Source organism: Vaginisenegalia massiliensis (assembly GCF_900604935.1).
Taxonomy (GTDB): domain Bacteria; phylum Bacillota; class Bacilli; order Lactobacillales; family Aerococcaceae; genus Vaginisenegalia; species Vaginisenegalia massiliensis.
Window position 1 is genome coordinate 60,977 of the sequence record NZ_UWPC01000005.1, and the last position, 26,445, is coordinate 87,421.

At 39.9% G+C, this 26,445-nt stretch carries 25 protein-coding genes; all 25 read right to left on the bottom strand.

The genetic code is table 11. The features are described 5' to 3' along the window. Window positions 1–58 precede the first annotated feature (58 nt). The 25 genes from EIH20_RS04570 to EIH20_RS04690 all read right to left on the bottom strand — a co-directional run bounded on the left by EIH20_RS04570 (window position 59) and on the right by EIH20_RS04690 (window position 26,276). Window positions 59–241 (bottom strand): hypothetical protein, encoded by a 183-nt coding sequence (locus EIH20_RS04570; RefSeq protein ID WP_124058208.1) that lies wholly within the window; start codon window positions 239–241, stop codon window positions 59–61. A gap of 1 nt (window position 242) precedes the next feature. Continuing rightward, window positions 243–941, bottom strand: a complete 699-nt coding sequence (locus EIH20_RS04575; RefSeq protein ID WP_124058211.1) for an NAD(P)H-dependent oxidoreductase — start codon at window positions 939–941, stop codon at window positions 243–245. Between the two features lie 90 nt (window positions 942–1,031). Further along, a complete protein-coding gene (locus EIH20_RS04580) occupies window positions 1,032–2,072 on the bottom strand; it encodes a cell division site-positioning protein MapZ family protein (RefSeq protein WP_124058213.1) in 1,041 nt (346 codons plus the stop codon). Between the two features lie 85 nt (window positions 2,073–2,157). Next, complete coding sequence (locus tag EIH20_RS04585) at window positions 2,158–3,621, bottom strand: sensor histidine kinase (RefSeq protein ID WP_124058215.1); 1,464 nt, start codon at window positions 3,619–3,621, stop codon at window positions 2,158–2,160. Continuing rightward, on the bottom strand, window positions 3,621–4,334 hold the full coding sequence (locus EIH20_RS04590; protein WP_124058218.1) for a response regulator transcription factor: 714 nt from the start codon (window positions 4,332–4,334) through the stop codon (window positions 3,621–3,623). Before EIH20_RS04590 ends, EIH20_RS04585 begins: the two co-directional genes overlap by 1 nt. Window positions 4,335–4,557: 223 nt before the next feature. Next, window positions 4,558–4,947, bottom strand: coding sequence for a single-stranded DNA-binding protein (locus EIH20_RS04595; protein WP_124058220.1), 390 nt, complete (start codon window positions 4,945–4,947; stop codon window positions 4,558–4,560). Window positions 4,948–5,011: 64 nt separating this feature from the next. Then, a complete protein-coding gene (gene whiA, locus EIH20_RS04600) occupies window positions 5,012–5,935 on the bottom strand; it encodes a DNA-binding protein WhiA (RefSeq protein ID WP_124058222.1) in 924 nt (307 codons plus the stop codon). A 14-nt stretch (window positions 5,936–5,949) separates the two neighbouring features. Beyond that, complete coding sequence (locus tag EIH20_RS04605; RefSeq protein ID WP_124058224.1) at window positions 5,950–6,978, bottom strand: gluconeogenesis factor YvcK family protein; 1,029 nt, start codon at window positions 6,976–6,978, stop codon at window positions 5,950–5,952. Continuing rightward, complete coding sequence (rapZ, locus tag EIH20_RS04610; protein WP_124058226.1) at window positions 6,975–7,862, bottom strand: RNase adapter RapZ; 888 nt, start codon at window positions 7,860–7,862, stop codon at window positions 6,975–6,977. The genes EIH20_RS04605 and rapZ overlap by 4 nt, the downstream gene beginning before the upstream one ends. Window positions 7,863–8,015: 153 nt before the next feature. Next, entirely contained in the window at window positions 8,016–9,743 is a 1,728-nt protein-coding gene (locus tag EIH20_RS04615; RefSeq protein ID WP_124058227.1) for a phospho-sugar mutase, read from the bottom strand. Between the two features lie 145 nt (window positions 9,744–9,888). Beyond that, window positions 9,889–10,830 carry a thioredoxin-disulfide reductase gene (gene trxB, locus EIH20_RS04620; RefSeq protein WP_124058229.1) on the bottom strand — a complete coding sequence of 314 codons (942 nt, stop codon included), beginning with the start codon at window positions 10,828–10,830 and terminating at the stop codon, window positions 9,889–9,891. Next, window positions 10,831–11,880 carry an NAD(P)H-dependent glycerol-3-phosphate dehydrogenase gene (locus EIH20_RS04625; RefSeq protein WP_124058231.1) on the bottom strand — a complete coding sequence of 350 codons (1,050 nt, stop codon included), beginning with the start codon at window positions 11,878–11,880 and terminating at the stop codon, window positions 10,831–10,833. Window positions 11,881–11,894: 14 nt separating this feature from the next. Beyond that, window positions 11,895–12,713: a prolipoprotein diacylglyceryl transferase gene (gene lgt, locus EIH20_RS04630; protein WP_241152385.1), complete on the bottom strand. Its 819-nt coding sequence runs from the start codon at window positions 12,711–12,713 to the stop codon at window positions 11,895–11,897. A 6-nt stretch (window positions 12,714–12,719) separates the two neighbouring features. Then, window positions 12,720–13,649: an HPr(Ser) kinase/phosphatase gene (gene hprK, locus EIH20_RS04635; protein WP_124058233.1), complete on the bottom strand. Its 930-nt coding sequence runs from the start codon at window positions 13,647–13,649 to the stop codon at window positions 12,720–12,722. A 229-nt stretch (window positions 13,650–13,878) separates the two neighbouring features. After that, entirely contained in the window at window positions 13,879–14,253 is a 375-nt protein-coding gene (locus tag EIH20_RS04640; RefSeq protein WP_124058235.1) for a phage holin family protein, read from the bottom strand. 36 nt (window positions 14,254–14,289) lie between these two features. Continuing rightward, the gene (locus EIH20_RS04645) at window positions 14,290–14,601 is read right to left on the bottom strand and encodes a PspC domain-containing protein (protein ID WP_124058237.1); all 312 of its coding nucleotides are present in this window, start codon (window positions 14,599–14,601) and stop codon (window positions 14,290–14,292) included. 16 nt (window positions 14,602–14,617) lie between these two features. After that, window positions 14,618–16,054 carry a DUF4097 family beta strand repeat-containing protein gene (locus EIH20_RS04650; protein ID WP_124058239.1) on the bottom strand — a complete coding sequence of 479 codons (1,437 nt, stop codon included), beginning with the start codon at window positions 16,052–16,054 and terminating at the stop codon, window positions 14,618–14,620. Between the two features lie 134 nt (window positions 16,055–16,188). Next, entirely contained in the window at window positions 16,189–19,014 is a 2,826-nt protein-coding gene (uvrA, locus tag EIH20_RS04655) for an excinuclease ABC subunit UvrA (protein ID WP_124058241.1), read from the bottom strand. Window positions 19,015–19,171: 157 nt separating this feature from the next. Beyond that, complete coding sequence (locus EIH20_RS04660) at window positions 19,172–20,044, bottom strand: substrate-binding domain-containing protein (RefSeq protein WP_124058243.1); 873 nt, start codon at window positions 20,042–20,044, stop codon at window positions 19,172–19,174. A 304-nt stretch (window positions 20,045–20,348) separates the two neighbouring features. Then, entirely contained in the window at window positions 20,349–21,005 is a 657-nt protein-coding gene (gene phoU / locus EIH20_RS04665; RefSeq protein ID WP_124058246.1) for a phosphate signaling complex protein PhoU, read from the bottom strand. A 37-nt stretch (window positions 21,006–21,042) separates the two neighbouring features. Beyond that, entirely contained in the window at window positions 21,043–21,804 is a 762-nt protein-coding gene (gene pstB, locus EIH20_RS04670) for a phosphate ABC transporter ATP-binding protein PstB (RefSeq protein WP_124058248.1), read from the bottom strand. Between the two features lie 3 nt (window positions 21,805–21,807). Further along, on the bottom strand, window positions 21,808–22,617 hold the full coding sequence (pstA, locus tag EIH20_RS04675; RefSeq protein ID WP_124058250.1) for a phosphate ABC transporter permease PstA: 810 nt from the start codon (window positions 22,615–22,617) through the stop codon (window positions 21,808–21,810). Further along, window positions 22,617–23,477 carry a phosphate ABC transporter permease subunit PstC gene (pstC, locus tag EIH20_RS04680; RefSeq protein WP_124058252.1) on the bottom strand — a complete coding sequence of 287 codons (861 nt, stop codon included), beginning with the start codon at window positions 23,475–23,477 and terminating at the stop codon, window positions 22,617–22,619. The genes pstA and pstC overlap by 1 nt, the downstream gene beginning before the upstream one ends. A gap of 217 nt (window positions 23,478–23,694) precedes the next feature. Then, window positions 23,695–25,494, bottom strand: coding sequence for a two-component system histidine kinase PnpS (gene pnpS / locus EIH20_RS04685; RefSeq protein ID WP_124058254.1), 1,800 nt, complete (start codon window positions 25,492–25,494; stop codon window positions 23,695–23,697). Next, window positions 25,491–26,276, bottom strand: a complete 786-nt coding sequence (locus tag EIH20_RS04690; RefSeq protein WP_124058366.1) for a response regulator transcription factor — start codon at window positions 26,274–26,276, stop codon at window positions 25,491–25,493. The genes pnpS and EIH20_RS04690 overlap by 4 nt, the downstream gene beginning before the upstream one ends. Window positions 26,277–26,445: the final 169 nt, after the last annotated feature.

The window sequence follows — 26,445 nt, forward strand, 5'->3', positions numbered from 1 at the left end:
TAAAGAATTCAGCCCTCCTATGCCGAATGGCTAGGAGGGCTTTTTTGCTCGATAAAAGTTATGAACGCCACTCTTTGGGTGACCAAATTTGACCATCCAACTGATTGGAAACTTGTTGCAAACGCTGCTTTTGCTCTTGATTAAGTCTAACCGCCTGCCAAAGAAGGGCTCTAGTTGGATAATCTTTAGCCCCTTTCAGCCATTTTGCTAACCATTCTTCTTGCCAACGATTTTCTATCATTTTACCATCCTTCCATCAAACGATGATAGTCTGCCAAGGCCTCATCTTGTTGCCCACATTCATCAACAAAAGACTCAAATACCGCCTGTTCAAGCGCCGGTAAATCCAATTGGTTTTCCTGCAACTGTTCAAGTCGTTGAATGATTAACTGGCTTTTAGCCGAAAAATCATCAATCTTACCCGTTTGCAAATACAAAATATAATCCCAAAACAAAGCATATTGTTCTTCAGTACTTAAATATGCAAATTGGTGAATGGTCAAAGGTGGCAAGTAGGTCATATGAAAATGCCCAGCCAAAGCCCGATACGGTGACAGCAAGGCAGAAAGACAGATATCCTCACGGCCTCCAAATTGATAATGGCTCGCCTTGACCCCTGCAATAACCACTAGACCGAGTTCCTTTGCTTGAAGAGCTTGCTTGAAAGCCCGATAATCTCCCTGTAAATCAAAGACTTGATCCAGCCAAATTTTTAAAATGGCCGGGGCTTGATACCAATACAAGTGAAATTGGAAAATTATGCGTTGATATTCCAATAGGCGTTGACGTTCTACCTGCAAATCAAAACCACCATCCTGCTGAAACTGCTGCTGCAAATCAACATAGGTTACTTGACTTGCACTGGTTCCCGCTTGAATCAAGAATTGTTGGCTTTGTGAGGCATCAATCTGTGGATGAGCTAAATATACGATGGTTTTCATTATGATCCCCCTCTTTTCTGTAGCTGATTATAACAAAAAAACGCATTGAGTGACTTATTAGAAAACTCAATGCGTCTAAATTTTATTTTTTTAATTACCCGCAGTAGAATCTGGGGCTTGTGTACCTGGATCTGGATTTGACGTACCCGGATCTGGGGCTTGTGTACCTGGATCTGGCGCCTGTGTACTTGGCGGATTGGTTGGATTAGTTGGATTGGTTGGTGGGATGTAGATAGGATCTGAATAAGACGCCTCTGATGAATGGCTCTCAATCACCTGAGTCTCGGAAGATTCAGTTGAAGACTCACTGGACGTTGCTTCAAATAAAGATCGATTTTCTTGAACAGCTTTAGTAAGTTTTTCTGATGGTTCTACTGCGACTAATAGTAAGTCATAGTAGCCCGGAATTTCCTTAGCAATAACTTGAACTTTGGTTAAGAAATCAGCAATATAACTTTGAATTTCCTGTTCCAAATCAGCCAAAGCTTGAGGATCTTTAATATTAGCTAAAACAGCCTCAAGTTCTTTCATTTTCTTAGCAATGCGACCAATTTGTCCATCTTCCACAGGAATGGCTTTTATTTCTGCTAATAAACTATTGGCCTTTTCAACTCCACCAAAACCTAATTCTACTTTGTCTAGAACCTTATTAACCGCTACTTCAAAGGCATCCAAAGATTTAGCCTTAAAGTAGATAGCTTTTTTTACTTCTTTAAATTGGTCTTCTTTCACGGACTCTAATAGTTCCAACTCAGTCGCTACTTTATCACCCTTAATGGCTGGCTTTTTAGGGTCAAATAATTCATTAAGCTTAGTTAAGGCTTCATACTTGGTCTTTAAATCTTCTAATTGCGTTTGCATTTGAGACTTTTCAGGAGCCACTGCACTAAGCGACGCGACTTTAGTTTCAACTTGACGAAGATCTTCTGCTTTAATATCTGCTTTCAAAAAATCTTTCTTATCATTTAAATAGAGCTGATTTAAATCATGTTGAATTGATTGAATTTGCTGACTACTCACTTGGGGTTGAGAGCCCGCGTGACGATTGTCCATAAATGAATATAACTTCACAACACCCACTAAAAGGCAAACTAGCACAAGAAGAACTAGGGCCTTAACTTTATTACTCATACTATATTCTCCTTTAATAACATTCACAATGCTATTAAGCATGATACCACTAAAGTTTGCAAAAGCCTAGAATTTTTTTAATTTCTTATTTTCTTTTCTTAACAATATTTTTGTCAACTTCGGCTTGGTCGTCATGCCCTTCTTGTGGGGCATGGGGTAATTTGATGGTAAAGGTCGAGCCCTTGCCTAATTCACTTTCAACATCAATTGTGCCACCATGCGCATCCACTAACGAATGAACAACCGATAGACCAATACCCGATTCGCCAAACTTAGTATTCTTGCGCGAAATATCAACTTTATAGAAGCGTTCCCAGATACTCTTGATTTGCGAAGCATCAATCCCTATCCCGTGATCTATCACTTGGATCACAACACCATCAGGCTGATTTTTACCTACGAGCAAAATCTCTTCATTTTCAGAAAATTGTATCGCGTTAGTTGTTAAGTTAATAACAATCTGTACCAGACGATCATAATCAGCCCAAATCACCAAATCAGAGTCTACCTCAAAGCGAACCGTATCATTTTTCTCAGCTGCCTTCGTTTCCATCTGCTGGCGGATTAAAGCAAAGAATTCTCGGCCATTGATTAATTGTTTATTCAAGGTAAATTGGTGACTTCGAATTTTTTCGTAATCTAGATTTTCATTGACTAAGCGAATCAAGCGCTGAGTTTCTTTATTAATTAATTCCATACAACGGTCACGTTGTGATTCAGGTATCAGATCGTGTTGTAAGCCTTCGAGCAAGCCACTCATAGTAGTTAAAGGCGTCCGCATCTCATGAGCAGCGTCCATCATGAATTGTCGTCTCAAACTTTCTTGTCGTTTAATCTCTTCTTGGCTAGCTAAAAGCGAATCAATCATGCCTTGGAAATCACGAGCTAAGTCACCAAATTCATCTTGACCCTTGAGATTGAGCTTGACATCGTATTGGCCTGATGCCACTCGTTTCGTCGCTGTTTGCAGTTGTTTAATTTTCTGCGTTTGAAGCATGGCATAGATAATACTTGCCAAAATTCCAAAACCAGTCGCAATCCCTAAACTCCATTGAATGCTTTTCTGAGCTTCTTCAATTTGTTTATTAACCCCATCTAAAGGGGCTCCAAGCGAAATAAAACCGGCAGGAAAAGCTCCGACATCATAATTAATAGGAAGATAAACAGTCGTAAACTGCAAGTTCCCTTCTGATCCCGCAAAAGCTTGGTTGGTTCGTAACCCGACTACTTTCCCTGAATTAATGGTCGCTAAATCTTCTTGGGACAAGTTAGAATCATAGCGTTGATCATAGGTAGGATAAATAATTCGGCCATCTTCAAGATAAACTTGGATAAAAATCTTTTCACTGGCTAAAAGCTGACTGGCTTTTAGTAAATCCGATCGTGTAAAGTTATTTGATACGATATTTTTCCCATAATTTAACAATTGCTGTTCTTTATCATAATATATTTTTTGGGTCATATACTCGGACATGCGATAGCCACCAATGGCTAAAGCTAGTAACATGACCAAAAGAAAGCCAATAATCTGTTGCCAGAGAAACTTCATTAAGCCTCACCTGAATCCTCGAACTTATAACCCACACCCCAGACTGTATGAATCACTTGTGGACCAACCAATTCAATTTTTTGTCTTAATTTCTTGATATGGGCATCGACCGTTCGTTCATCACCAAAGAATGGATCTTCCCAAATACTCTTTAACAATTGTTCCCGGCTAAATACACGTTTAGGATTCTTAGCAAACATGACCAATAAATCAAATTCTTTAGGGGTCAAATTAGCAATTTCTTGGTCATGATAAAAGGCTTCCCTAGTTACAGTATTAATTTTAACCGTATCCGTTTGGATATTAAATTGGTCTTGATCTTGGTTTTCTGATTCATTAACAACAATATGTGCCCGGCGGTGAAGAGCCTTCATACGAGCTAATAAAGTGAGAGGAGAGAATGGTTTGGTAACATAGTCATCTGCCCCCATCTCTAAACCAATTACTTGATCACTTTCAGAATCTTGAGCGGTCAGCATAATGATGGGGGTTTCTTTTGAAATTTCTCGCATTTTACGACAAATTTGCATACCATCCATGGATGGTAAGTTTAAATCTAGAATGACAATATCCCAAATTGTTGGGTTATCTTTATAAGCTTGGTATCCTTGCGCCCCATCATGATGAAAGGTTGCCGAAAATTGTTCTTTTTCAAAAAACATGGCCATCATTTCGCAAACCGATTCATTATCTTCAATCATTAATATATTCATCTTAATTCCTCCTAGATAATAATTTATCTTCCTAGACCAAAGTCCTTGCACATCTATTATACAATATTCCTTGATCCATATTTTGAATTAATTCAGACCTTTTGTCCAATATTTTAATATTTTTGCATCAATCAGCATAAAATACACGCCACAGACTTTTTTCAAACTATAAAAAAACCGCAAATTTTAGCTCTTGGCTAAAACTTGCGGTTTTCGTTTCTCCCTATTCTTTATCCTCTTCTGGCAAATCATGAGGATCATAATGAATTTCAGCTTCCTGCCCTTGTTCATCCTTAACCATTCGATCTAAAAGGGTAATTTCATTTATGACGCATTCGACAACAAAAACAGACTGTTGATCATGATTCGTATACGTCCGTGACTGCATCCGTCCTACGACCGCAATCCGTTGTCCTTTCTCGCAAAAGCGATCCAAGAGGTCAGCCACATGATCCCAAGCGATAACTGGGATAAAATCCGTCATCATGCGTCCTTCCTTATCGCGACGATTCCGACTAACTGCTAGGGTATTATTGACCACTCGATGCTGAGGACCAATTAATTTCAATTCAATAGGTCGAACAATTCGCCCAACAAAAAAGACTTGATTCATTCCATTACTTCCTTTCTTCTTCAGCTATGAATAAATAACCGAAACAAGGAAGCAAACATTTTATTTAAGCTAATTGATCAGCAATTTCAATTAATTTTCGTAAACGATGATTGACACCCGACTTGGAGATAGGACCACCGGGTATCGTATCCCCTAATTCTTGCAGACTCATATCGGGATTGTCCATGCGATAGAGCGCCATTTGGCGAAGTTTTTCCGGTAAGCTAGTCAGTCCTTGACGATCCTCAATGAGTTTAATGGCCTCTAACTGCCTTTGCGATGCATCAATCACTTTATTAAGATTAGCATTTTCACAATTGACTAAACGGTTAACTGAATTACGCATATCACGAACAATGCGAATATCTTCCACTTTTAGCATAGCTCGATTGGCTCCAATTACCGCCAAGAAATCAACAATTTTTTCACCTTCTTTTAGATAGGTAATAAAACCGTTGCGGCGAGTAATGGTCCGAGCATTGAGATTAAAGTCATTCATCATTCGACAAATATCCTCATTATGTTCTTGATAATTTGAATAGATTTCTAAATGATAGGAAGATGATTCTGGATTATTTACTGATCCACCAGCTAAAAAGGCTCCTCGTAAATAGGAACGTTTCTTTTGCTCGTCCTCCATAATCGTTTGATCAACGTGGGGGTTAAGCACAAAGCCCTCAAAGATATTCAAATCCGCTAAAATTTCTTTAACTTGATGACGACAGCGCACAATATAGACATTGTTCTTCTTTAATTTCATCTTTCGCCGCACAATCAATTCGCCTTCAGCTTGGTAATGATCTTTCAATAAGGAATAGATTCGCCGAGCGATGGCGGCATTTTCACTTTGAACATTCAAAATTAATTGCTGTTGATAAAAACTAACTGCCCCGTTCATTCGGATCAAAGCCGTAAGTTCCGCTTTAGCATGTTCTTTATGTACTTCAAGCAAGGTACATTCTTTTTTTACTTCAGCTGCAAACGTCACGTCTTTTCCTCCATTCAATCCTTTAGGGGATCGTCTTTATCATTCTTTCGATTTAATTTGATGGTATTAAGCAAGTGGCGAAGTTCTTCAACCACTTTCTCTGTATCATGATAGGCTCCGCCGTCTTTCATACTTAGAAAATCACTGGAAATCACGCGACAGCCTTCCTCACGCAAACCTTTGAAATCATGCTTAACTTGCAAGAGATATTCTTGATTTGGTTGATGCAAAATATATTCTTTCGGCACCTCAGCAATATTCACTAATACCGTGTCGACAAAGCGTTGGTGCAAGTGTTGATGTAAGACTTCCACATGATTTGCATCGGTAAAATTCTCAGTTTCCCCTAGTTGGGTCATAATATTGCAAACGTAAACAACCTCAGCCTTGGTTAAACAAATTGCATAACCAATCTCTTTAATCATCAAGTTAGGTAAAATGCTAGTATACAAGGAACCTGGTCCTAATACAATCATATCAGCTTCGAGAATTGCATCAACAACCCGAGGTGATGCCACAATCGCTTCCTCACCCGCCATCGTTGTCACTAGAACTTCTTGAATTTTTTTGCGGTGCTGGGCTATCTTAGATTCACCAATCGCCAAGGTTCCATCCTCAAACAAGGCATTAAGAACTAAGGGTTCTGGCGCAGCTGGTAGGATTTGGCCGCGAATCTTCATGAAACCAGAAAGAATGTCAATCGATTCCGATAAAGATCCTTGCATTTCTTTCAAAGCCGCAATTAAGAGATTCCCAATAGCATGACCTGCTAAGAAATCATCTTCGGAATTAAAACGATATTGAAATAAGTCAATCATCATTTGATCGGCTTGCGACAGAGCAGACATACAATTTCGGATATCCCCCGGTGGTACCACATTGATGTAGTTCCGGATTGTCCCCGAACTCCCACCATCATCTGCAACGGTCACAATCGCCGATATATCAGCATCTAGTTTTTTTAAGCCTTTTAGAATAACTGGTAGACCGGTTCCGCCACCAATCACACAGACTTTATATTTTCCTTTAATTTGTTCACTCATAGACCTGCTGCTTTCTCTTTCTTTTTATAGCGATCTCGATGGGAGATGTTCACTTTATAGTGGTCATTCTTCAAATGGTTGGCTAAACGTTCCGCTAAAGCAATCGACCGATGCTGACCACCTGTACAACCAATTGCTATCGTGACACTTGACTTGCCTTCTTTCTTATAACCGGGCAAGCAAATTTCAATTAATTCAACAAATTTAGTGTAGAATTGCTGCGTTTCCGATTGTTTCATCACATATTCATAGACTTCGGGATCCAAGCCTGTTTTTGGGCGTAACTCAGCAATATAATGGGGATTTGGTAAGAAACGCACATCCATCATCACATCTGCATCAATCGGAGCTCCATATTTAAATCCAAAGGAGACAATTTCCACATGGAAACCATTCTCATCCCCTTTTGAAAACTTCTGAGTGATTTGACTGCGAAGTTCTCGCGGTGACATCTTAGATGTATCAAAGATAATAGAAGCTCGCGCACGAAGATCCATTAGTAATTCCCGTTCTTTTTGAATCCCTTCTAGAATGCGCCCCTCTACTGCCAATGGATGATTCCGTCTTGATTCTTTATATCGTGACACTAAAGCTTGATCATTGGCTTCCAAAAAGACAATCCGAGTAGTAATAAACTGTGTATTATCCATAGCCGAGATGACATTTTCCAATTCATTAAAGAAATCGCGCGACCGTAAATCAATGACTAAGGCAATTTTGGTTATCTTCCCAGATTCCTTAACTAACTCCCAGAAAGTCGGTAACAAGTTAGGCGGCATATTATCAATACAGTAGTAGCCCAAATCCTCAAATGATTGGACAGCAACTGTCTTACCTGCCCCACTCATACCCGTAATAATCACTAATTCTAATACATCAGACATTGGACTTCGCCTCTTTCTTTATGAATTCTCAGCCCTATTATAGCACAAAGAATAAAACTAAGGGGTATGCTCTCATAATCACCTTACTAAAATAGACAAAAAAGAGGATCTTGTCTAGTCTTTCGACTCAGACAAAATCCCTTAAATACTTATTTAATCTTGATTAATCAAGTTACGAACAGCTTGCTCCAAGGCTTGGGCTTTATTAATCACAGCCTCCATACTTTGATCTTTGGTTCCCAAATATAATTTAATTTTAGGTTCTGTTCCACTTGGACGAAAAGCTACCCATGAACCATCCTCTAATTGATACTTCAAAGCATCTGCTTGAGGATAATCCAGACTGATTTCTTTGCCTTCATGAGTAGTCATCAACCCACGCCAGTAATCCAGTTGATTCTGTACTTGGATTCCAGCAAATGAAGTCAGTCTATCTTGACGAATTTGCGCCATAATCGCCTTCATTTGTTCTTGTCCAGCTAAGCCTGGGAAGGATAAGGAGATTGTTTTTTCATAATAATAGCCATAAGTTTGATAAAGATTTTCCAATGCTTGAGCCAAGTTAAGACCCTTCCGTTTATAATAAGCGGTTAATTCAGCTAGAACCACTAAAGCTTGAATAGCATCCTTATCCCGGACAAAATCTTTAATCAAATAACCATAGCTTTCTTCAAAGCCCATTAAAAATTCGCGCGAACCGTCCTCTTGATATTGAGCAATTTTCTCAGCGATAAACTTGAAGCCTGTCAAGACTTCAACCATTTCTACATCATAATGTTGGCAAATAGACTCGGCTAAATCAGTCGACACCATTGATTTTAACACGACACCATGGCTAGGCAATTCACCCTTAGCCTTTTTGGCCGCTAAGATATAATCCAACATCAAACAAGCTAGTTGATTTCCTGTTAAAAGTTGATACTGACCTTCACTAGTTAAGACTTTAGCACCTAAGCGGTCAGCATCTGGATCAGTCGCCAAAATAATATCTGCTTGGACTTTTTTAGCCAACAATTCGGCCACATCAAAGGCTGACTCTACTTCAGGGTTAGGTGACTTAACCGTCGGGAAATCACCATCTGGCTTAGCTTGAGTTTCAACCAGATGAATATTATCAAAGCCCGCTTGATTGAGAGCTTTCATTCCTAGCATACCACCTGTCCCATGAAGAGGGGTGAAAACAATATTCACTTGATCTGCCATAGCCACGTTTAAGTCGCGATCGATAGTGACCAATTCCATTTCAGTTAAATAGGCTTGGTCTACTCGATCGCCAATAATTTCGATTAAACCCGAACCGAGCAACTCTGTTTTGTTACCCACTTGAACCGTAAGTGGGTCGGTTACTTGGCGAATATGTGCTGTTACTTGGCTTGCTTCTTCAGGAGGCATTTGGCCACCGTCTGCTCCATAAACCTTATAACCATTATATTCAGCCGGGTTATGGCTAGCTGTAATCATAATGCCCGCATAAGTTTGTAAATGGCGTACCGCAAACGACAAGACGGGCGTGGGCCTTAAACTTTCATATACATAGGATTTAATGCCGTGGAATCCAAGCACTAAGGCCGCTTCCATAGCGAAATCGGCCGACCCATGACGAGAATCATAAGCAATAGCTACGCCTCGTTGTTTGGCCGTTTCTCCATTTTGGCAAATCCATTGGGCCAATCCCTCAGTAGCCTGACGAACGGTATAGCGATTCATCCGATTCAGCCCTGGCCCTAGTAAGCCCCTCATTCCGGCTGTACCAAAACTTAAAGGGCCAGCAAAGGCTTCCTCAATCTCGTTTTGATCAGTCATTTCCGCTAAAGCGTTTTGTAATTTTGGATCTAAGTCGGGATAAGCCCGCCATTTTTCATATTCTTCTTGCCAACTCACAGAGTTTAGCCTCCTTTAATCGTCTCAATAGGAACTATTCTAGTCCAAGTCTGAGATAATATCCAGTAAAATAATACCACTTTTTTGATAAAACAGCTAGCCTCATTGACAAGCAGACCACTTATGACAAGCTTTGCTAAATTTACTAATCATTCAAACTTGTAATATATTGATAAGCCATGTGACCAGCATGACTCCCATCACCCACAGCCGTTGCTATTTGACGCAAATGCGTTTGGCGAACATCTCCAACAGCGAAAATACCGTCTACAGCTGTTTCCATCTTTTCGTTAGTGATAATCCAACCCTCAGCATCCGTAATGCCCAGTTGATTAAAGAGCTCTGAATTTGGAATCAAGCCGACATAGACAAAGACCCCATCTGCTTTCAAAGTCGACACTTGGTTGGTCTTGACATGACGAACTTGTAGGCTTTCAACCTTATCCTGGCCTTCAATCGCTTCAACCACGCTATCCCAGACAAATTCAATTTTAGGATTCGCTTTAGCGCGATCTTGTAATACTTGCTGCGCTCGCAATTGATCCCGACGATGAATAATCGTCACTTTCTTAGCAAATTGAGTTAGATAGACGCCTTCTTCAACCGCCGAATCGCCGCCACCCACGACAACTAATTCTTTATCACGGAAGAAAAAGCCATCACAAACGGCGCAATAGGAAACCCCGCGTCCATTGAGACGTTCCTCTCCCTCAACATCCAATTTACGATGTTGAGCACCGGTAGCAATAATGACTACCTTGGTTTGATAGACTTTATCACGAGTATAGACTAAGCGATCTTGGCCGTCTAATTCAATACCTGTCACTTCGGTATAGATATGTTGGGCACCAAAACGCATAGCTGAATCGTACATTTGTTGAGCTAGCTCAGGACCCGCTATTAACGAGAAGCCAGTATAATTTTCTACATCAGCTGTGTTATTGATTTCACCACCTGGCATTCCTTTTTCTAAAATCACAGTCTTTAAATTAGCTCGTGAGGCGTACAAGGCTGCCGTTAATCCACCCGGTCCAGCCCCTATGACAACGACATCCACTACTTCTTTTTCAAGTGTATTATTTTCCAACTATTCTTCCCCCTTTGACTGTAAATGATGACTTAAGGAAGCTTCTTGCTTACCTTGTCGCATCATCAAGGCCTGTAAACTCGTTTTTACGTCTTTCCCTTGATATAAAATACCGTATAAAGCTTGGGTAATCGGCATCTCTACACCAAGTTCCTGGGCTAATTCATAAGCAACAGCACAAGTCGAAACCCCTTCAACTACCATTTGAACACGCTCGACCGTTTCTTCCAGTGAATAGCCTTTAGCCAACCATTGTCCCGCTTGCCAGTTACGCGAATGAGGACTCGTACAGGTAACCACCAAGTCACCAACCCCACTTAAACCAGCAAAGGTTAATGGATCGGCACCCATTTTAATCCCTAGACGTGAGATTTCAGCTAAACCTCGAGTTAGCAAAGCCGCTTTAGCATTATCCCCGTAGCCCACACCAGCTATTAAACCGGCACAAAGAGCGATAATATTCTTTAAGGCCGCCCCTAATTCCACCCCTATAACATCCTGATTAGTATAGACACGGAAATACGGACTCATAAAGGCCTCTTGAACAACTTCAGCTGCCTCAAGAGAATGAGATGCAGCAGTCACTGTAGTTAAATCATGTCGCGCCACTTCTTCAGCATGACTCGGTCCTGATAACACAACGATATCTTGATATAAGCTAGGGTCGATTACTTCCGCCATGACTTGGCTGATTCGATAATGGGTTCCCGGCTCTAATCCCTTGGTCGCATGAACCAAGAGGGGCTTCATTGAAGAATTCAGACTGCGAAGATGGTCTTGAACTTGTTGACATACAGGGCGAATAGCCTGCGTCGGCAAAACCCATACAATCATTTGTGCACCCTCAAGCACAGTCCGCATATCCTGGCTAGCCTTTAAGGCTGGATTTAAGCTAATGTTTTTAAGATAAGCTTGATTGGTATGATTTTGATTTATTTCCTCTACTGGTTCTTGGTCTCGTCCCCAGAAACCCACTTGGTGACCATTTTCAACCAATAATTGAGCAAGGGCTGTTCCCCAAGATCCTGTTCCCAATACTGCAACTTTCATTTAATCTCTTCCTTTTAATTAAATTCTTTAGTTTGACGCCGATGATTAACGATCATTAAAGTAAAACCAATACCAACTAAAACAATCGACAAGCCCTGCGAAACACGAATGGGCCCCCAATAGAGCGAATCAGTCCTCAAACCTTCAATAATTGCCCGACCGATACCATACCAAATTAAATAAAATGCCATGGTATCGCCCTGTTTATAGCCTTTGAACTTTGACCGACAGATGAAAAGTAAGATTAAACCCATAATATTCCAACTTGATTCATACAAAAAAGTTGGATGATAATACACCCCTTCAATCTTCATCTGTTCAATCACGAATTCAGGTAAATGCCAAGCGGCCAATAGGGATCGTTGAATTGGTCCCCCATGCGCTTCTTGATTAACAAAATTCCCCCAGCGACCAATTGCTTGAGCAACCATCAAGGCTGGAGCAGCCATATCACCCATCAAACGAGCAGATATCTGGGCCCGCTTCGTTAATAAATAAGCGGTTAAACCGCCCACTAAGACCCCACCATAAATGGCTAAGCCCCCCTGCCAGACTTGAATAATTTGGTCAGGATGGGCTTGATAGTAATCCCAACGAAAAAGGACATAATAGAGTCGCGCTCCAACAAACCCCAAGAGAATACTCCAAAACATCACATCTGTAGCCCACTCAAGATCAAGGCCGTGTTCTTTAACTTGTTGACTAAACATTTTATAGGCTATGAGAATGCCACAGCCTATGATAATTCCATACCATCTAACCGAAAAAGGACCCAGTTCAAAAGCAACCGGATCAATGACCCAACTAAACATCAGTAAAAATATACTCTTCATGACTGTTTAGCCTTTCGTATTTTTCATAATCAAAGCATCTAACTTCTTATTAAACGCTTCGGTGGCGTCAAAGCCCATTTGATTTGCCCTAAAGTTCATTGAAGCTGCTTCGATAATAGCGGCTAAGTTCCGCCCCGTTTTAACAGGAATACGTATTTTCGGTATTTTTACTTCAAAAATTGTTTCATAATCGCGTAATGAGCCCAAACGATCATATTCAACTGATCCATCATCAATCACGAGTTCAATAATCACTTCAAGCTTCTTATCGCGTCGAATTGCGGCTACCCCGTACAAACTCATGACATCAATAATGCCTAGTCCGCGAATTTCCAATAAGTTTTGTAAGATATCTGGCGCTTCACCCATCAAGGTTAATTCATCTAACATAAAGAGTTCAACTCGATCATCAGCCACTAAACGGTGACCACGTTGAATCAACTCTAAAGCCGTCTCAGATTTTCCGACACCACTTGCACCAACCAAGAGAACACCCATGCCAAAAACTTCGACAAAAACACCGTGCTTGGACAAACGCTCAGCCAAACGTCCTTCCAAGAAATTGGTGATGTTGGCTAAAGCACGACTCGATTTAGATCGTGAGGTCAATAAGGGAATTCGGCAGGCCATAGCTGGTGCGATTAATTCCTCTGGGACTTCCATTCCGCGCGAGACAATAATAGCTGGTGTTTCGGGACGACACATCAATTCAAAAATTTGACTGCGTTGGCGACTGGTCATGGAATTGATATATGCCATTTCAGTCTTCCCGATAATTTGCACCCGATCATGAGGATAAACTTGCGTAAAGCCGGTTAAGACCAAACCTGGCCGGGCGACCTCACTGGAAACGATAATCCGATCTTCAAACTCTTCTCCATAAGCGATATCAATATCTAGGGTATCTACTAATTCTTTCACTGTTACTGCTGTCATGGCTTCAACCTCCCTTGGTCTTTGACACAATCGGCCACACTATACTCTTTGATGTTACCACACTCAGCCCTAGATGACTATTCACAGGATTAAAATTTAGCTAAAGAATACTCACTTAGCATCCTATATAAAGAAAACCGGTTGTCCTTGAGCACACACTAAATGGGCACTATTCAAGGAAAACCGGTTCTTTTCTAACTATTTAACTGTTTTCAAATCAATTTAAAGGTTATAGGCGACGACCATCGCGCCCATAAATCTCTGGTCCACGACTTGGCTTCTTTTCCTTTTCATGGAAGAAAGCTTGCCCAAGTGATAAAAGAATCGAAGCTAGGATGGCAGAGGATAAACCATCGATTGAAAAATTACTTACCAAACCACTGGCCGCATAGAGGACAATGCCATTTACAACAAAAGTAAATAAACCAAGTGTCAGAAAATTTAGAGGCAAAGTCAAAATCATTAATATAGGTTTCAAGATGGCATTTAAACAAGCAAAGACAAAACTCATGATGAAGCAAGCTAAAATTCCATTTAGATGAACACCTGGTAAAATAGCTGCAATCACCATAAACAACAAGGCATTCAGCATAAATTTTTTCATAGAACTTGCTCCTTTCTGGCTTAGTGAGTCATTGATTTAGAAGTCGCCCCAAGCGTCTTCTTCATTTTTACGGGTATCCGTTGTATATTCAGGATAGCTTACTTTAGTGCTTTTAGAGGGATTGACAAACGATTGACGTCCCATGCCACTCGCTTTAACTTCATAATCATATGGAAGCACAAAACCTAAGATAAAATACAGAATGGCAGGTAAACCTGAAACAACTGAGACAGCTACTAAAACCCGCACAATCGTTGGATCAATATTGAAATATTCACCTAAACCGCCGCACACACCCATAATTTTCTTATCCGTTGAAGATTTGTAAATCCGTTTGTAAGTTGACATAGTTTTTCGCTCCTTTTTAATTTTGATGATCTTTCAAATATATTGTGCCACGCACCGTTTCTAAACTCAATAATACCTGAGACTGATTTTGATCGTTGTGTCGTTCTATTTGACCCTTTTCTTTACCAATAGTTTCAGAAGTCAAATCAGTAAAGCGATGTTTCAATTGTCCGAAATGGTAATGTGCATCTGCCTTGAAAGACAGGGCTATTGGAATGGCTACTTTGATATCACCATTGGCAGTCTTTAATTTGATATTGGCAGGGGCTTGATCCGTCTTAGTGATATAATATTGCGTATTGACTGAATCGGCTGTCAAAGTCTCAAAAGCGCCTTTGATTCGCAAATTACCATTAAAATTAGCAAAGACAATATCTTTAATCTGATTATCTTCAAGATGAGTCTCACCGTTCAAATGATTAATATCAAGTAAATCAGTTTGACTTTGTTTAATTGTTAAATCACCATTTTTATTAGCTGACTTCATTTCTTTAACGGTTAGATTGTCAATGAATTGGTCACCATGGGTTGTAGCTAGCTTCACACTTTGATACTGGCGTCGCGGCAAGCGAATAGTGGCATCGACAGCTAGGCGAGGCGTCTTCACCCAGAAAACAAGGTGTCCATCCTGGCAAGAAATAGTGGCTAAGTCTTCAAAGGCTTGGGGACTCACTTCATCATGATCACCATAGAAACTAAGATTCGAAACGACTTCGATTTGATTCCCTTCATAGGTTTCCACTCGAACTTGACCATTCAGCAAATCGACATCAATAAAGTCTACCCCTTCACTTGGGAAAGTAAAGGTATGGGCCAATTGACTGGTCTTCACCCAAGGCATTTTTAATTTGACTTTAGCATCATCAATATGAATATCTTTAAGCTTAAAGTTACGGCTAAATTCTTTCATTTTTTGACCTAAACGTCCCGATTCTTTAACCGCTTCAACCGAGAACTGACTAGCTACTTCAGCTACTTGTTCACTCGCTTGACTGACTAAACGTTTAAACTCTTGCCGAAATTCAGCCTCGGGTTTTTGGGAATCAAGCTGAACTTGCGTCGCTTGGATGTCTGCTTCCAACTGAGTCACTTGCCCTTCAAGCGTTTGGCTTTCTTGCATCAAGCCATTTTGTTTTTCACGCATTTCATCCGACAATTCTTCTAATTCGGCAAACACCTCAAATTCACGAAGCCGTTGGCGAGTAATCAATAAGTCTTGCTCTACAGCCTCTTTCTGTTGTATTAGCTGATCCAGTTTAGTTGATAAACCATTGACTGTTTCAAGAAAATCTGCTGCTTCTTGATCCGTTAATGAAGTCTTATCAACTTGAACCTGAGTTTTACCTTGGCTTGACTTGGTTCTTTGCGCCTCAGCTTCTAATAATCGCAAAGCCTCTTCCATCGAAATAACCTCTTTTTTGACCAGTTCAATAATTCGTTCTTTTTCATTCATGACGTTTCCTCCTAGAAAACATATTGACTAAGTTATTCACAACCACGCTTACTGTCTTCATTATGCCAATACTCGCAGAAAATAACATAGGACTAAGGATGGATTTATTGATCCTTCCTTAGTCCTTCATTCATTTATTTTAATAAATCTTTCAAATAGTGACCCGTATACGAATCTTTCACCTTTGCGACCTCTTCAGGAGTCCCTGTTGCTACCACTTGACCTCCCTTAGCGCCGCCTTCAGGTCCCATATCGATAATATAGTCAGCCGTTTTAATGACATCTAAATTATGTTCAATAATGACCACGGTGTTACCGGCTTCAACTAAGCGATTAATTACTTCGAGAAGTTTACGAATATCGTGCTGATGCAAACCAGTCGTAGGTTCATCCAAAATATAGAAGGTGTTGCCACTAGAAACCCGCTGCAACTCAGCCGCTAATTTCATCCGTTGTGCTTCACCGCCAGAAAGAGTCGTCGCTGACTGTCCCAGTTTTACATAGCCTAGTCCTACATCTAACAAGGTCTGCAACTTACGCTTAATTTTTGGTACCGCCGCAAAGAATTCAACGGCCTCTTCAATGGTCATCTCTAATACTTGGGCAATATTTTTACCTTTGTAGGTGATTTCTAACGTTTCAGAATTGTATCGCTTACCGCCACACACTTCGCACGGAACATAAACATCAGGTAAAAAATGCATCTCAATCTTATTAATTCCTCCACCAGAGCAGGCTTCACAGCGCCCCCCCTTGGTGTTGAAAGAAAAGCGACCCTTATTATAACCTCTAACTTTAGCTTCGTTTGTTTGAGCAAATAAGTCTCGAATATCATCAAAAACACTCGTATAAGTCGCCGGATTCGACCGCGGTGTCCGGCCAATTGGGGTTTGATCAATATCAATCACTTTCTCTAGCCCCTCATAACCCGAAAGTGATTCAAATTTTCCTGGTCGCTCCTTAGTTGAGGTTAACTGTTTGGTTAAAGCAATCTTCAAAATTTTATTGACCAAGGTACTTTTTCCTGAGCCAGAAACTCCCGTCACGCAAGTTAGACGACCAATCGGAAAAGCTACATCCACATTTTGTAAATTATTTTCCTGAGCCCCCTTCACGGACACCCAGCCTCGGTCCTCTTGACGACGGACCTTTGGTACATCAATTCGTTCTTGACCAGAAAGATATTTACCAGTTAAGGAATTAGGATCTTTCATGATTTCCGCTGGCGTGCCTTGAGCTACAACTTGGCCACCGTGTTCACCCGCAGCAGGGCCAATATCAATAATATAATCTGCGCTCAACATAGTTTCTTCATCGTGTTCAACAACGATTAAGGTATTGCCTAAATCACGCATTTTCTTCAAGGAATCAATCAAACGGCCATTATCTCGTTGATGGAGGCCAATCGACGGTTCATCTAAAATATATAGAACCCCACTTAAGTTTGAACCGATTTGAGTAGCTAAACGAATCCGCTGTGCTTCGCCACCTGACAAGGAGCCAGCCACCCGACTAAGCGTTAAATACTCGAGCCCCACATTATTCAAAAATTCCAAACGGTCCACAATTTCTTTAATAATAGGTTTGGCTATCATTTGTTTAGCTTTAGGGAAAGTAAGCTCCTTAAAATACGTTAAAGCTTGTCCAATTGCCATATCGGCAACTTGAGCAATATTCAATTCGCCCACTTTAACCGATAAGGCGACTTCATTTAACCGTTGACCGTGGCAAGTTGGACATTCTAGCTCTGTCATATATTGTCTTAGAGTTTCACGCGTAAAATCTGAATTTGTTTCATGGTAGCGACGACTAATATTATTCATCACGCCTTCAAAATTCATTTCAACTTCTTTCATTTTTCCTTTCGACATCATAGGTTGATAGCGAAATTTAAAAAGCTTATCCGGCGACCCATATTTCACTAATTCTTGTTGGTCTGAACTAAGTTGACGATAAGGAATATCCATAGGGATCTTCATCTGTTGGCAAAATTGTTCCAACATTGATGGATAGTAGGTTGACGATATCGGATTCCAAGCTGACATTGCCCCTTCGGCTAATGTGAGATTCGGATCCGGCACAACAAGATCTTCGTCCACCGTTAAACGTGAACCTAAGCCATCACAATCTGGACAAGCACCAAATGGTGCATTGAAAGAAAAAAGACGAGGTTCGAGCTCATCCACCGAGAAGTCACAGTGAGGACAAGCAAAATGTTCATTAAAGTAAAGGGTTTGACCCTCAATCACATCAACCACTAGATACCCATCAGCTTGTTTGAGAGCGATCTCTACTGAGTCGAATAAACGCGACCGAATTCCCGGCTTAACTACAATCCGGTCAACGACTACTTCAATTGTGTGTTTCGCATTTTTATTTAGCTCAGGTACTTCCATCACATCATAAACCTGGCCATCGACTCTTACGCGAACAAAACCTTCTTTATTAATTCTTTCAAATATTTTTTTATGTTGTCCCTTTTGTTCTCGAACTAGTGGAGCAAATAGTTGTATTTTAGTTCCTTCTGGCAACTCAAGAATTCGATCAACCATCTGTTCGACACTTTGTCGTTCAATGGGAATATGGTGGTGTGGACAATAAGGCACCCCCACCCGCGCATACAATAAACGCAGATAGTCATTAATTTCTGTTACAGTTCCAACAGTAGACCGGGGATTTTGACTGGTGGTTTTTTGGTCAATCGATATGGCTGGACTCAAACCTTCAATCGAATCCACATCCGGCTTATCCATCTGACCGAGAAATTGACGAGCGTACGTCGATAGACTTTCTACATAGCGCCGTTGTCCTTCAGCATATAAAGTATCAAAAGCTAAGGAGCTTTTACCCGAACCCGATAAGCCCGTCATAACGACAAATTTATCACGCGGGATTTCCAAATTCACATTCTTTAAGTTATGGGAACGGGCCCCTTTTACTACAATTTTATCTCTCACCAAGGTTCAAGACCTCCTTCAGTCTTACCATTACATTACTTCTTGAGTATACCATAAACCAGGCTCGACAAGCGAATATATGTTCGCACAACACAAAAAAGACTTGGACAGTAGGGGTTGTCCAAGTCTTTGAATAAGAGTGACTCTTAACGGGAATTAATTATTTTACTTCTTCCCATTCAGTGATTTCACCAAGGAAGATTTTCTTGATGTTTTCTAAAGTGATGTCTTCAGTTTTGCTTTCTTTGTTAACGATAACAGCGATACCGTCTAAAGCAATAGCATCAGCATCTAATTTAGCTTTTTCTTCATCTTTAAGTTCACGAGAAGCCATACCTAAGTCAGCTGATTTATCTTCAGCAGCTTGGATACCAGCAGTTGAACCGTTAGAAGTGATTTCGATTTTAACATCTGGGTTAACTTTTTGGTATTCTTCAGCTAATTTTTCCATTAATGGAGTTACTGAAGTAGAACCTACAACGTTAAGTTGACCTTTTAAGCCATCTTGTTTTTCGTAAGCTTTTAATTCTTGATCTTTAGCATCTTTAGGTGTAACTGAAATGTATTTTTCAGCTTCAACAATAGCTTGACCTTCTTTAGAGTGGATGTAGCTTAAGAAGTCTTTAGCTAAGTCAGACATACCATCTTTAGGCCATACAACGTTGAATGGACGAGAGATTTTGTAGTCACCAGATTTAACGTTTTCAGCAGTTGCTTCAACACCGTCAACTTTTAAAGCTTTGATTGAATCATCTAAAGAACCTAATGAGATATAACCAATAGCTTGAGGGTTACCAGCAACAGCTTGCATAACACCTGAAGTTCCGTTTTGGATATCAGCTGTATCAGTTGTCATGTCATCTTTCTTATCGTTTACTACGCCAACGATTTCAACGAAAGCACCACGAGTACCAGAACCTTCTTCACGAGAGATTACGTTGATTTCACCTTCTTGAGCGAAAACTGGAACTACTGCAGAAAGTCCAAGACCCATAACTGCTACTAATGGTAAAGCTTTTAATGATTTTTTCATCACTATTCTCCTTTTTAATGCTTTGATTCTTTGCGAACGGCAAAGTAAAACCACTGATAGTTTCTTATCAGTACATGTTTATTATAGCGAGCGATTATAAATTCACTGTAAATTCTATGTAAATTTTATGTAAATTCATCCCTTATTCCTTATCTCACGATCTCGTTTTAGACTTTTGTCTTTTGTTTTTAAACTAGTAAACATGAATATTTTACCTTTTTAATTAACATGAATGTTATATAAAAAAGAATGAGAAGTTTTGTCCTTCTCATTCTTTAATAATTCATATAGAGTTTAATTTACTTTAATTTAATTCCACGATTTCGCCGCTATTTAAGAAAATAACACGTTCACAAATATTAGTAACATAATCACCCATTCGTTCAAGGTTAGTCGCTACCCCTATGTAATTTAAACCTAAATTAATTAATTCTGTATCTTGTTGCATACGATAGCTTGTTTCACGATAGATATCTTTTAAGAGCATATCCACTTGTGAGTCACGTGTCGCAATTTCACGAGCAGCTTCGATATCTTGATTGATAAATGCTGAAATCACATCCGTAATCATTGCTTGGGTAATTTCAGCCATAGCTGAAATTTTATCAGCTACTTTAGATACTTCACCTGCGTCTGGTTCTCTTCTTAGTAAAGAACGAGCGATGTTTACTCCATGGTCAGCAATTCGTTCAAGATCCATTGAAGCATGAAGAACCGTAAAAATCATGCGTAAGTCACCCGCAACTGGTTGTTGTAGAGCAATTAAGCGATAAGCTTCTTTTTCAATGTCCGCTGTTGAAGCGTTAATGCGTAAATCATCACTGAATACTTCGTGAGCTAATTCAAGGTCATGTTCAACATAGGCTTTAACAGCTTTATGAACCGATTCGTTCGCTGCATGTCCTAAACGGGTTAAGTGATTGTGGAATTCTTCTAATTCATGAATATAAGTAGTTCTCATGATAAACCTCCTTTAATGGTCCAAATGAACAAAATAATTAACCGAAGCGACCTGAAATGTAGTCGTTTGTACGTTGATCTTGCGGAGTTGAGAAGATTGCTTCAGTATCATTGAATTCTACCACGTCACCTGTTAAGAAGAAAGCAGTTTTATCCGAGATACGAGCGGCCTGTTGCATATTGTGAGTAACGATAATAATCGTATATTTATCTTTTAACTCGTGAACGAGCTCTTCAATCTTGTTAGTTGAAATTGGGTCCAAGGCTGAAGTTGGTTCATCCATAAGTAAAACTTCTGGTTGGTTAGCAATCGCTCTAGCAATACAAATCCGTTGTTGTTGTCCACCAGAAATATCGGTTGCCCGGCGGTCTAACTTATCTTTTACCTCATCCCAAATAGCTGCGCCACGAAGACTTTCTTCAACAATGCGATCTAACTCTTTAGAATCTTTTATCCCATGGGTACGTGGTCCATAAGCGATATTATCATAGATACTCTTAGGGAATGGGTTTGGTTGTTGGAATACCATACCAACTTTTTTCCGTAATAAGTTTACATCGTAATTCTTTTGGTAGATATCTTGTCCATCTAACTCAATCTTACCGTCAACTCGAGTACCAGGAACCAAATCTTGCATACGGTTCAACGTTTTTAAAAATGTCGATTTACCACAACCAGAAGGTCCGATAAAAGCAGTTACCAGTTTTTCTTCAATTTCCATATTAATATTCTTTAACGCATGGAAATCTGAGTAATAGAAATCTAGATCAGTAATTTTAAATTTAACATTATTTGTCATGGTTTATTTTCCTCCTTGGCTAAGCTTGTTACTCAAGTATGTAGATAATGAATTAATAATCAATACCAAGATGATTAAGACGGCTCCAGTCGCATAGGCTTCTTTGACGTGGAATCCTTCTGATGAAAGGACATACATGTGTAAAGCCAAGGTTCGCGAAGAAGAGAATAAATTACGCGGCATACCCGTTGCTGATCCCAGTGTGAAGAGCAGAGCAGCTGTTTCGCCGACAATCCGCCCGATAGCTAAGATGATACCTGAAAGAATCCCTGGCATAGCCACTGGTAAAACCACCGTAAAGATGGTTCTTAATTTACCTGCACCCAAAGCCAATGAGCCCATCCGCAAGGAGTTATTAACTGATAAAAGCCCTTCTTCAGTCGACGAGATAATAACAGGTAAAATCATGATTGAAATTGTCAAAATCCCGGCAATCAATGAAAATTGGAATTTCATTTGAATAACAAAAAATAACATCCCAAACAAACCATATACAATAGATGGAATAGCTGCTAAGGTGTCAGTTGCTAAACGGATAATTGGCAAGAATTTACTCGAACGATCCGCATATTCAACCAAATAAAAACCAGTAAATACACCAATTGGTGTCGAAATAATTAAGGCAACGATGACAACGATTAAAGTTGAAATAATCGATGGCATCATCGAAACATTGCTTGTGTTGTAAGTCCAAGCAAAGATTTCTGGTTTAATGGCGGTAATACCATTCATGAAGATGAACCCTACTATATATAGTAAAATACCTACCGTAAAAATAGCAGAAGCCCAGACTAAATATTTAAAAAATTTCATTAGTTTTGGTCTCCTTTCGCTTTAATCATCATGAAGATGGAGTTAATTATAATAATGAAGACAAATAAGACTACAGAGGTTGCTACTAAAGCCTCACGATGCCGGCCAGCTGCATAGGCCATTTCTAATACAATATTAGTCGTTAAGGTCCGAACTCCATCATTTAATTCTTTAGGAATCCGAGCCTGGTTACCCGCTACTAGGATTACAGCCATGGTTTCACCAATCGCCCGACCAATCCCCAAAATAATACCTGATAAAATCCCTGATTTAGCTGCTGGTACGATGACCTTCAACACAGAGCGTTCATGAGTAGCCCCTAAACCAATACTGGCTTCATAATAAGACGCCGGAACTGCTCTAAGAGAGGCTTCTGAAATCCCAATAATGGTTGGTAAAATCATAATCCCTAATAAAACCGAAGCCGTCGTCAAGTTCATTCCTGAACCTCCTAAAAAGCGGAAGAAAGGAACAAAGATTTGTAACGCGAAGAAACCATATACAATCGACGGAATAGCTGCCATTAAGTTGATAGCTGGTTTTACCCAACGATATAATTTAGGCGGACAAAAATGCGACATAAAGATGGCTGTTAAAACACCGATCGGAACCCCCACAATAATCGCACCAATGGTAACTACTAAGGAACCCACAATCATCGGCAAAATACCGAACAAAGGTTCAGACGCAGTTGGCTTCCATTTCATGCCAAACACAAAATGACCAATTCCTTCTTCCATAATAAAAGGCAGTCCACCTGAAAAAATAAAATAAAAAATCAGGATGATGGAAATAATGGAAATGGACGCACAAAACATAAAGACATACTTCATGAATTTTTCTTTAAAATTTGAACTCATGTCACTACTCCTACTCTAAAAATCTCGAAATCCAGTTACATCACTCTCATGAGGCCTACTGTTCCAAGACTATTGTAACGAGCGAATGTAAATTTTAAGGTTGGTTAATTGTAAAGATTGTTACAAAAACCGCATAATTTTCATGAAAACATACTTAAATTCATGAAAATTATGCGGTTATTGATTTAATAGGCTGTATTGTAAATTTTATGTAAATTTAGTCTTCGCTTGGAAAATATAATTTAAATTTAGATCCTTTGCCAACTTGGCTTTCCACTTCAATATGGCCATTCAATACCTTAACCAGGTTGTTCACGATGGACAAGCCCAGTCCGGTTCCACCTGAATTGCGGCTTCGCCCTTTATCTACTCGATAAAAACGTTCAAAAATTCGGGCTTGGTCTTCTTCAGGAATCCCCATACCGGTATCTTGAACAATAAGCTCGATTTCACTGTCTAAATGATTCACATATAAATCAATCCGCCCCTCAACATCTGAATAGTTCAAGGCATTGTCAATCAAATTAGTTAAGATTTGTTCGATTCGATGTTGATCAGCTTGCATTAAAATTTTATCTTGATTGGCATGAACATGGATAGTAATTGCTTTCTTATGAGCTTTCTTATCAAAATACTGAGCCATAGCATGAGCCACCGCAACTAAATCAAATTCAGCTACAACAGGTGCACTAACCGTCTGCTTTTCAATCCGCGACAATTCAAGAATGTCAGCAATGATTCGTTCCAAACGATTACTTTCATGGGCAATAATACTGACAAACTTATTGGCCAAAACTGGATCAGCTATCGCACCTTCCAACAAGGTTTCAGCAAAGCCTTTAATAGCTGTTACAGGTGTTCTTAATTCATGAGAAGCATTGGAAACAAATTCAGTTCGGACCGTTTCCAACCGTTTAATCTGGGTTATATCATAGAGTAAAACCATCGTAAGCGGTTCGTCTTGATTCGCTTCTTGATAAGGGACTATGTTGACATCGAGGAACAGCGACTTAGGGATAAATAATTCAACTTCATCTCGTAAAGCTGTCCGATTTTCAAGCACCTGCTGGATCATATTGGCTAAGACAAAGGACTTAATCACTGATTGATATGACCGACCCAAGGCGCTCTTTTCTAGTCCTAATAAGGTTGAAGCCGCCGGATTATAGACTTGGATATGGCCTGTCTGATCGACTACTAAAACACCTAAAATAACATGGTCAAGCAGCAAAGAAAGTCTTTGCTCGCTAGAACTCAATTCCACCTGCTGATTGGCTAGATTATTCTTCAAACTCGTTACGGTTTGCCCTAACAAATCAATGGCTGGGTAATAGTGATTATTATAGTCAAAGCTAAAATCCCCTTCTAAAACCTGATGCAAACCTAGATCAATTTCCTGAATGGGTTGGGTAATATAGCGTTCAACTGCCCGGTAAGTAATCGTCGCAATCGCTAACATCAACAACGTCACACTCGCAAAGATTGTCCAATATAACTTGTGTTCTTGACTAAAATTGGCCAAAGGGAAACGTTGAACCAACCAATATTCATGCTGAGTTTGTTTAATCCGGGTCGCTAAAGTATAAAATTGAGCATCTTTCCAAAAAACTTCAAAATTTTTATGGGCTAACATCTTTTTTGCCCAAATCCGGCTTTCTGAGGTTGAAATTTGCAAATTGGCTTGGTTAGTCGAAATGAAATCACGTGTTGGAATGAGCGTCTGCCCTTCTTTTTCTTTGAGAATGGTATTCTCCACGACAAAGATTTGCGCATTTCGTTTCAACCAATACTGATTCAAACGCCCCGCCAATTCCTGCATTTGCTCTGGTCGCACATAGTCCATATCATAAGACAATTCTTTAATAGCAAAATGGGTTTGATCAGCTAATGGTTTGCGAATGAGTTCATGAACATTGAATCTTAAATACTGCGAGAAAAGCAACAGAAGAATCGCTAGCCCTAAAAAAATAATTTTATAGTAGCGATTACGCAGACTATTATAGCCGGACTTCCTCATTCTCCCGGAACCTCAAATTTATAGCCAAAGCCGCGGACAGTCTTAATGTACTGCGGCCGTTTGGTATCTTGTTCGATTTTTTCACGTAAATGACTGACATGGACATCGACAATGCGCGTTTCACCAGCATAATCAAAATTCCAAATACGATTGAGCAATTGCTCCCGGCTCAAAATACGTCCTTTGCGTGACGCCATGTAAACCAGCAATTCAAACTCTTTTGGGGTGATTTCAATCTCTTCCCCTTTCACCCGAACTTCATAGCGATCAGTAAAAATTTCCACATCACCTAATACCATGCATTGGTTGCCATCAGCTTCAGTCTGACTATTTTCAGATGCATCAGCTTGACCTTCTTTATGATCATTCGTTCCAGCGTTTTCTTTAGTCGCTACAATTTGTTCAGGCAAAGCATCTTGACTGACCCGACGCAAAATCGCCTTAACCCGAGCAACCACTTCACGTGGACTAAAGGGCTTAGTCATATAATCGTCTGCTCCCAATTCTAAGCCAATAATTTTTTCATATTCACCATCTTTTGCTGTCAACATGAGGATTGGCGTGGCAACTTGTTTTTGGCGAACACGACGGCAAACATCCATCCCGTCCATGCCTGGCAACATGACATCTAGAATGATAAAATCGAATTTCTCAGCAATAATTCGATTATAGGCATCTAGACCGTTATCAGCCACTTGTACATCGTAGCCCGCTTGGACTAAATTATATTCCAAAAGTGTCAATAAATGAGGTTCATCATCGACGATTAATATTTTACGCACCATTGTTTCCTCCATCTAATTGTGTCTAAGCTTCACTAGGAAGCATATCAATATTTTTTCCCCTAATCAAATATTTCTTTCAATTTCACTGGGATATTATGAACCATAAAAAAAGAATCCTTCCAAATGGAAGGATTCTTTTTTCTATCAATTAGCTATTTATTCTATG